The sequence below is a fragment of the Streptomyces sp. NPDC054847 genome (assembly GCF_053610925.1).
Genome location: NZ_JBSGZJ010000339.1, coordinates 1 through 7,778, shown reverse-complemented (window position 1 = coordinate 7,778; position 7,778 = coordinate 1). Strand labels below are relative to the sequence as shown.

General features: G+C 68.9%; 8 protein-coding genes. 6 read left to right on the top strand and 2 right to left on the bottom strand.

Annotated elements, in window-relative coordinates; all coding sequences use genetic code 11:
• The 3 genes from ACWGH4_RS26380 to ACWGH4_RS26370 form a co-directional block, all read left to right on the top strand.
• Nucleotides 1-1,346, top strand: a 1,346-nt coding sequence (locus tag ACWGH4_RS26380; RefSeq protein ID WP_453465348.1) for a M16 family metallopeptidase, incomplete at its 5' end; no start/stop codon positions are given.
• Nucleotides 1,347-1,364: 18 nt separating this feature from the next.
• Nucleotides 1,365-2,117: a 4-hydroxy-tetrahydrodipicolinate reductase gene (dapB, locus tag ACWGH4_RS26375; protein ID WP_453465346.1), complete on the top strand. Its 753-nt coding sequence runs from the start codon at nt 1,365-1,367 to the stop codon at nt 2,115-2,117.
• A gap of 8 nt (nt 2,118-2,125) precedes the next feature.
• The gene (locus ACWGH4_RS26370; RefSeq protein ID WP_005311182.1) at nt 2,126-2,578 is read left to right on the top strand and encodes a tetratricopeptide repeat protein; all 453 of its coding nucleotides are present in this window, start codon (nt 2,126-2,128) and stop codon (nt 2,576-2,578) included.
• 37 nt (nt 2,579-2,615) lie between these two features.
• Here the strand turns inward: ACWGH4_RS26370 and ACWGH4_RS26365 are convergent, their stop codons facing one another.
• On the bottom strand, nt 2,616-3,164 hold the full coding sequence (locus tag ACWGH4_RS26365) for a hypothetical protein (protein ID WP_453465344.1): 549 nt from the start codon (nt 3,162-3,164) through the stop codon (nt 2,616-2,618).
• A 120-nt stretch (nt 3,165-3,284) separates the two neighbouring features.
• Nucleotides 3,285-3,551, bottom strand: a complete 267-nt coding sequence (locus ACWGH4_RS26360) for a hypothetical protein (protein ID WP_441266338.1) — start codon at nt 3,549-3,551, stop codon at nt 3,285-3,287.
• A gap of 201 nt (nt 3,552-3,752) precedes the next feature.
• On the opposite strand from ACWGH4_RS26360, the gene thyX reads away from it, so the two are divergent.
• The 3 genes from thyX to ACWGH4_RS26345 all read left to right on the top strand — a co-directional run bounded on the left by thyX (nt 3,753) and on the right by ACWGH4_RS26345 (nt 7,438).
• A complete protein-coding gene (gene thyX / locus ACWGH4_RS26355; RefSeq protein WP_441266337.1) occupies nt 3,753-4,493 on the top strand; it encodes an FAD-dependent thymidylate synthase in 741 nt (246 codons plus the stop codon).
• Nucleotides 4,494-4,686: 193 nt separating this feature from the next.
• Nucleotides 4,687-5,586 (top strand): 4-hydroxy-tetrahydrodipicolinate synthase, encoded by a 900-nt coding sequence (dapA, locus tag ACWGH4_RS26350; protein ID WP_453465341.1) that lies wholly within the window; start codon nt 4,687-4,689, stop codon nt 5,584-5,586.
• A gap of 166 nt (nt 5,587-5,752) precedes the next feature.
• On the top strand, nt 5,753-7,438 hold the full coding sequence (locus ACWGH4_RS26345; RefSeq protein WP_453465339.1) for a ribonuclease J: 1,686 nt from the start codon (nt 5,753-5,755) through the stop codon (nt 7,436-7,438).
• Nucleotides 7,439-7,778: the final 340 nt, after the last annotated feature.

Here is a 7,778-nt window from a genome sequence, read left to right as displayed (position 1 = left end):
CCTCCTCGGAGGCGCGGGCCGTCGCCCGTACCCAAACCCTCCTCAAGGGCAAGGACGGAATCGGCACCGTCCGGCGCACCACCCTCCCCGGCGGTCTGCGCGTCGTCACCGAGACGCTGCCCTCCGTACGGTCCGCCACCTTCGGCATCTGGGCGAACGTCGGCTCACGCGACGAGACGCCCTCCCTCGGCGGCGCGACGCACTACCTCGAGCACCTCCTGTTCAAGGGCACCCACAAGCGGTCCGCCCTCGACATCTCCGCCGCGATCGACGCGGTCGGCGGCGAGATGAACGCCTTCACGGCCAAGGAGTACACCTGCTACTACGCGCGGGTGCTCGACACCGATCTGCCGCTCGCCATCGACGTCGTCTGCGACATGCTCACCGGCTCGCTGATCCTTCAGGAGGACGTCGACGCGGAGCGCGGTGTCATCCTCGAGGAGATCGCGATGACCGAGGACGACCCCGGCGACTGTGTGCACGACCTGTTCGCACACACCATGTTCGGCGACACGCCCCTGGGCCGCCCGGTACTCGGCACCGTCGACACCGTGAACGCCCTGACCGCGGACCGCGTGCGGCGCTTCTACAAGAAGCACTACGACCCGACCCACCTCGTCGTCGCGGCCGCGGGCAACATCGACCACGCGACGGTCGTGCGCCAGGTCCGCCGCGCCTTCGACAAGGCCGGCGCACTGTCCCGTACGGACGCCGTCCCCACGCCGCCCCGCGACGGCAGCCGCGCGCTGCGCACAGCGGGCAAGGTCGAACTCCAGAACCGCAGGACGGAACAGGCACACGTCGTGCTCGGCGTGCCGGGCCTCGCCCGGACCGACGAGCGGCGCTGGGCGCTCGGCGTCCTGAACACCGCGCTCGGCGGCGGCATGTCCTCCCGCCTCTTCCAGGAGGTCCGGGAGAAGCGCGGCCTCGCCTACAGCGTGTACTCGTACACGTCCGGCTTCGCCGACACCGGCCTGTTCGGCGTGTACGCCGGCTGCCGGCCCAGCCAGGTCCACGACGTGCTCAAGATCTGCCGGGACGAACTCGACCGGGTCGCCTCCGACGGCCTGCCCGACGAGGAGATCGAGCGCGCCATCGGTCAGCTCTCCGGCTCCACGGTCCTCGGCCTGGAGGACACCGGCGCGCTGATGAACCGCATCGGCAAGAGCGAGCTGTGCTGGGGCTCCCAGATGTCGGTCGACGAGATGCTCGCCCGCATATCGGCCGTCACCCCCGACGAAGTGCGCGCGGTGGCCGGCGAGGTGCTGGGACAGCGCCCGTCGCTGTCGGTCATCGGCCCGCTCAAGGACAAGCAGGCGGACCGCCTCCACGAAGCGGTCTCCTAGGAACGAGGGAAGTTAGCGATGAGCAAGCTGCGCGTGGCCGTCCTGGGCGCCAAGGGCCGTATCGGCTCCGAAGCCGTACGCGCCGTCGAGGCCGCGGAGGACATGGAACTGGTGGCGGTGCTCGGCCGCGGCGACAAGCTGGAGACCCTCGTGGACTCCGGCACCCAGGTCGTCGTCGAGCTGACCACTCCGGCCTCCGTGATGGGCAACCTGGACTTCTGCGTACGCCACGGCATGCACGCGGTCGTCGGCACCACCGGCTGGACGGACGACCGCCTGGCGCAGCTGAACACGTCGCTCGCCGCCTCCCCGGAGACCGGAGTGCTCATCGCGCCCAACTTCTCCATCGGCGCGGTCCTCACCATGAAGTTCGCCCAGCAGGCCGCTCGTTACTACGAGTCGGTCGAGGTCGTCGAGCTGCACCACCCGAACAAGGCCGACGCCCCGTCCGGCACCGCCACCCGCACGGCCCAGCTCATCGCCGCGGCCCGCGCCGAGGCGGGCTGCGCGCCGCAGCCCGACGCCACCGTCACCGCCCTCGAGGGTGCGCGGGGCGCGGACGTCGACGGCGTCCCGGTGCACGCCGTCCGGCTGCGCGGGCTCCTGGCCCACCAGGAGGTGCTGCTCGGTGGGGAGGGCGAGACCCTGACCATCCGTCATGACTCGCTGCACCACAGCAGCTTCATGCCCGGCATCCTGCTCGGCGTCCGCCGTGTGGTGTCCGCTCCAGGCCTCACGTTCGGCCTGGAGAACTTCCTCGACCTCGGCTGAAGCGGACCATGCGCGCAAAGATCACGTACTTCGTCACGGCTGCCGTCCTGGTCGTCTACTTCGTCCTCGTCGGCAGCCGGGGCGTGATGCTGCTGAAGCAGGGCACCGCGCTGACCGTCACGTTCGGTGTCGCGGTGCTGATCCTGCCGGTGATCGGCGTCTGGTTCCTGTGGATGAACACCCGTTTCGTCAACCGCGCCAACCAGCTGGCCGCCGAGCTGGAGGCCGAGGGCGGGCTGCCCGTCGACGAGCTGGTCCGTACGCCCGGCGGGCGCATCGACCGTGACTCCGCGGACGCCGTGTTCGCCAAGCGGCGCGCGGAGACCGAGGACTCACCCGGCGACTGGCGCTGCTGGTTCCGGCTGGCCGTCGCCTATCACGACGCCCGTGACACACCGCGGGCCCGCCGCGCGATGCAGCGCGCGATCGCGCTGCACGACGGCAGGCCCGTCCCGAACTGAATCCGGCGCCGACCGGGGCGGCGGGGGAAGTGGCTGGTCAGCCGGCCCGGTACTCCGCGCCCCACGCCTCCACGGTGTCCGCGGCGCGGTCGAAGGCTTCCGGTCGTGAGAGGAAGTCGGCGTTGTGGTCGGTGAGCAGCGTGAGCGGCTCCCCGCCCGGGCGGGCGGCCACGAGCGCCTGACCCTGCACCGTCCGGGGCAGGCCCAGCCAGCGCACCGGCTGCTGCACGGTGCGCAGTTCCGAGGTACGGCGCCACGGGACGGTGGTCGTCGCGAAGAAGGCCACGCGCCGCAGGCCGTGCCGGCTGACCCAGACCCCCATGCGCAACAGCCGCAGCGCGGCCGCGATCACCGCGAGGCCGAGCACGAAGCACACCCCGGAACCCGGCAGGGCACCCGCGAAGGCGATGATCACGCCCGCGATCAGCACGAACGAGGCGAGCAGCAACAGCAGGGCGGCGGCCCCGACCCGCCATGGGCCGGGCCGGTACGGACGCCGCCACTGGTCGTGATCGTCGAAAGGCAGCGCGACGTCGTCCTCTTGCGTGTCAAAAGCACGGTCGGCCGTCAGGAAAGGCAGGGGCACGACTGATCCTCACTCACCAGCACACTCGGTTGGGCTGTGCCCGGTGAGGCTACCGAGGCCGCCGGGCGCCGACCACCCCAGGGTGTCTAGGGCGTCCCCCTGCCCCCGGCGGCGACTGCCTCAGCGGTTCTGGGACGCTTCGGACTTCTTGGGCTGCGAGGGCGTGCCCCCGGCGTCCAGCGCCGGCAGCCCGAAGAGCAGCGACCCCACCAGGCCGGCCACGACGGTCAGCCCGACAAGAACCCGTCCCGCGAGCTCTGAACGGCTGGGACGGACGGGGGGAGGGGGAGTGACATTACTGCGAAAGGCATCGGCCTCGGCGACGAACGCGAAGGGGACGGCCTCTCGCCGGGGGGCACCGCCCAGCGATGGCTGGGGGAGGGACATCAGGGACTCTCCTGTAACTCGTGATGGAACGGCTGCGTGGTTGAACACCGCTACTCGTACAGACGAGCGCGGACGTCATTCGGTGCCCGAATTCCCCGAATTGACCAAAGGACACCTCGAACGGACGGCATGGTCGGCGCTGTCGGTGCCGCGCCGTAGAGTGGGCGCCGCCCGAGCGATGCAGATGGAAGGACCCCGCCGGTGAGTGAGACCCCCGCAGAGATGGCCAAGCCCAGCTTCCGGAGCGACGTGACCGTCGAGTTGGTGAAGCACACCGCCGGAGACTCCGACGTGCTGTGGGCCGCCCGTGTCTCCACCGCGGGCGAGCAGTCCCTCGAGGAGCTCTCGAAGGACCCGGAGCGCTCCAAGGGCCTGATCAATTACCTGATGCGGGACCGCCACGGAAGCCCCTTCGAGCACAACTCGATGACGTTCTTCATCAGCGCCCCGATCTTCGTCTTCCGTGAGTTCATGCGGCACCGCGCCGGCTGGTCGTACAACGAGGAGTCCGGCCGCTACCGCCGCCTCGAGCCGGTCTTCTACATCCCGGACGCCGAGCGCAAGCTCGTCCAGGAAGGCCGTCCGGGGAAGTACGTCTTCGTCGAGGGCACCCAGGCGCAGCAGGAGCTGACCGGCCGGGTGATGACCGACTCCTACACCCATGCGTACGAGGCGTACGTGGAGATGCTCGACGCCGGCGTCGCCCGCGAGGTGGCCCGTGCTGTTCTGCCTGTCGGTATGTACTCCTCGATGTACGCGACGTGCAATGCCCGCTCGCTGATGCACTTCCTCGGCCTGCGCACCCAGCACGAGCTGGCGAAGGTCCCGTCCTTCCCACAGCGTGAGATCGAGATGGTCGGCGAGAAGATGGAGCAGCACTGGGCGAAGCTCATGCCGCTCACATACGCCGCATTCAACGCCAACGGACGCATCGCACCGTAGTAGGGCACACATGTACGGCGGGCCCGGACGAGGTGTCCGTATTGCGGCGTTTCGAGAAGTTCATCTAGGCTGATCAAACGGACCCGGCACTGCTTGAACCCCCGAGCAGGCAGTGCCGGGCTCCGCATGCCACGTCGTACGTCACGTCCCCCAAGGGGGCATCCGGCGATGAGCAGCGAGTAGCGTGTTACCCATGGCTCCGATCTCCACTCCGCAGACCCCCTTCGGGCGGGTCCTCACCGCCATGGTTTCGCCCTTCACGGCGGACGGCGCACTTGATCTCGTGGGCGCCCAGCAGCTGGCCGCCCATCTGGTGGACGCAGGCAACGACGGCCTGGTCGTCAACGGCACCACCGGCGAGTCGCCCACCACCAGCGACGCGGAGAAAGACCAGCTCGTACGGGCAGTACTGGAAGCGGTCGGAGACCGGGCCCATGTCGTCGCCGGTATCGGCACGAACGACACCCGCCACAGCATCGAGCTCGCCCGCGCCGCCGAACGGGCCGGCGCGCACGGCCTGCTCGCCGTCACGCCGTACTACAACAAGCCCCCTCAGGAGGGCCTGCTCCGCCACTTCCGGGCCATCGCGGACTCGACCGAGCTGCCCGTGATCCTTTACGACATCCCCGGCCGCAGTGGCGTGCCGATCGACACGGAGACGATCGTCCGCCTTGCCGAGCACCCGCGGATCGTCGCCAACAAGGACGCCAAGGGCGACCTCGGCCGCGCCAGCTGGGCCATCGCCCGCAGCGGCCTCGCCTGGTACTCGGGCGACGACATGCTCAACCTGCCGCTGCTCTCCGTCGGCGCCTGCGGCTTCGTCTCCGTCGTGGGCCACGTCGTCACGCCCGAGCTGCGTGCGCTGCTCGACGCCCACCGCGGCGGTGACGTCCAGAAGGCCACAGAGATCCACCAGAAGCTGCTGCCGGTGTTCACCGGCATGTTCCGCACCCAGGGCGTCATCACGACCAAGGCGGCACTGACCCTCCAGGGACTGCCCGCCGGTCCGCTCCGGCTTCCCCTCGTCGAGCTCTCGCCGGAAGAAACCGCGCAGCTCAAGGTCGACCTGGCAGCCGGCGGGGTAGAGCTCTGAACAGACTTCACAACTGAATAGACGAAACCGGCCGACGAGACCGAGACGGGCCGACCCACAGCGGTCGGCCGACGGACCCGGCCGGACACAGACAACAGCAAGTGCACGAATGTCATGTACGCCACGTGCCCCCGCGGCAGGTGGCGTACATGGTGAGGAGAGTCTTTTGAGTCATCCGCATCCTGAACTCGGCGCGCCGCCCAAGCTGCCGAATGGCGGTCTGCGCGTCACGCCGCTCGGCGGTCTCGGTGAGATCGGCCGCAACATGACCGTCTTCGAATACGGCGGCCGGCTGCTCATCGTCGACTGCGGTGTCCTCTTCCCCGAGGAGGAGCAGCCCGGCATCGACCTGATCCTGCCGGACTTCACCACCATCAGGGACCGCCTCGACGACATCGACGGCATCGTGCTCACGCACGGCCACGAGGACCACATCGGCGGCGTCCCGTTCCTGCTCCGGCTGAAGCCGGACATCCCGCTGATCGGCTCCAAGCTGACCCTCGCGCTGATCGAGGCCAAGCTCCAGGAGCACCGGATCCGCCCCTACACCCTCGAGGTGACCGAGGGGCACCGTGAGCGCATCGGCCCCTTCGACTGCGAGTTCATCGCGGTCAACCACTCCATCCCGGACGCCCTGGCGGTCGCCATCCGCACCCCTGCGGGCATGGTCGTCCACACCGGCGACTTCAAGATGGACCAGCTTCCGCTGGACCGGCGCCTCACCGACCTGCACGCCTTCGCGCGGCTGAGCGAGGAGGGCATCGACCTCCTCCTCTCCGACTCGACCAACGCGGAGGTCCCGGGATTCGTCCCGCCCGAGCGCGACATCTCGAACGTCCTGCGCACGGTCTTCGCCAACGCGCAGAAGCGCATCATCGTGGCCAGCTTCGCCAGCCACGTCCACCGCATCCAGCAGATCCTGGACGCCGCCCACGAGTACGGCAGGCGCGTGGCTTTCGTGGGCCGCTCGATGGTCCGGAACATGGGCATCGCCCGGGACCTCGGTTATCTGCGGGTCCCGGCCGGCCTGGTCGTCGACGTGAAGACCCTCGACGATCTCCCGGACCACGAGGTGGTGCTCGTCTGCACCGGCTCCCAGGGGGAGCCGATGGCCGCTCTCTCCCGGATGGCGAACCGCGATCACCAGATCCGCATCGTCCAGGGTGACACGGTCATCCTGGCCTCGTCCCTCATCCCGGGTAACGAGAACGCGGTGTACCGCGTGATCAACGGCCTGACCCGCTGGGGCGCGAACGTCGTCCACAAGGGCAATGCCAAGGTCCATGTCTCGGGTCACGCGTCGGCCGGTGAGCTGCTGTACTTCTACAACATCTGCAAGCCGAAGAACCTGATGCCGGTCCACGGCGAATGGCGCCACCTGCGTGCCAACGCGGAGCTCGGCGCCCTGACAGGTGTCCCCAAGGACCGCATCGTGATCGCCGAGGACGGCGTGGTCGTCGACCTGGTCGACGGCAAGGCCACGATCGTCGGCAAGGTCCAGGCCGGCTATGTGTACGTCGACGGTCTCTCCGTCGGCGACGTCACGGAGCCCGCGCTCAAGGACCGTCGCATCCTCGGCGAAGAAGGCATCATCTCGGTCTTCCTCGTCGTCGACAGCACAACCGGCAAGGTCGTGGGCGGACCGAACATCCACGCCCGGGGCTCGGGCATCGAGGACTCGACCTTCGCGGCCGTCATGCCGAAGATCGAGGACGCGATCGCCAAGGCAGCCTCCGACGGCGTCGCCGAGCCGCACCAGTTGCAGCAGCTCGTGCGTCGCACGGTGGGCAAGTGGGTCTCCGACACCTACCGCCGGCGTCCGATGATCCTCCCGGTCGTCGTCGAGGTCTGAGGCCTCCGACGCCGCCAACTCCGGAGCGGGGCCCCCGATTTGCATCGGGGCGCTCCGCTCCAGTACGTTTACGTCTCCGCCTGAACGGGAACCCCGCACACTCATGTGTGCTGTGGGCTGCCCGCAGGGGGCGGGGAATTCCGACCCAGAACTTCTGATAAAGTCGGAACCGCCGGAAAGGGAAACGCGAAAGCGGAGAACTGAAAGGCAAAACCCGCCGGCCGGGAATCGGACACGAAAGAGTTTGATAGAGTCGGAACCGCCGGAAGGCCGAAAGGCCGGAAAGCACACCGAGGAAATCGGATCGGAAAGATCTGATAGAGTCGGAAACGCAAGACCG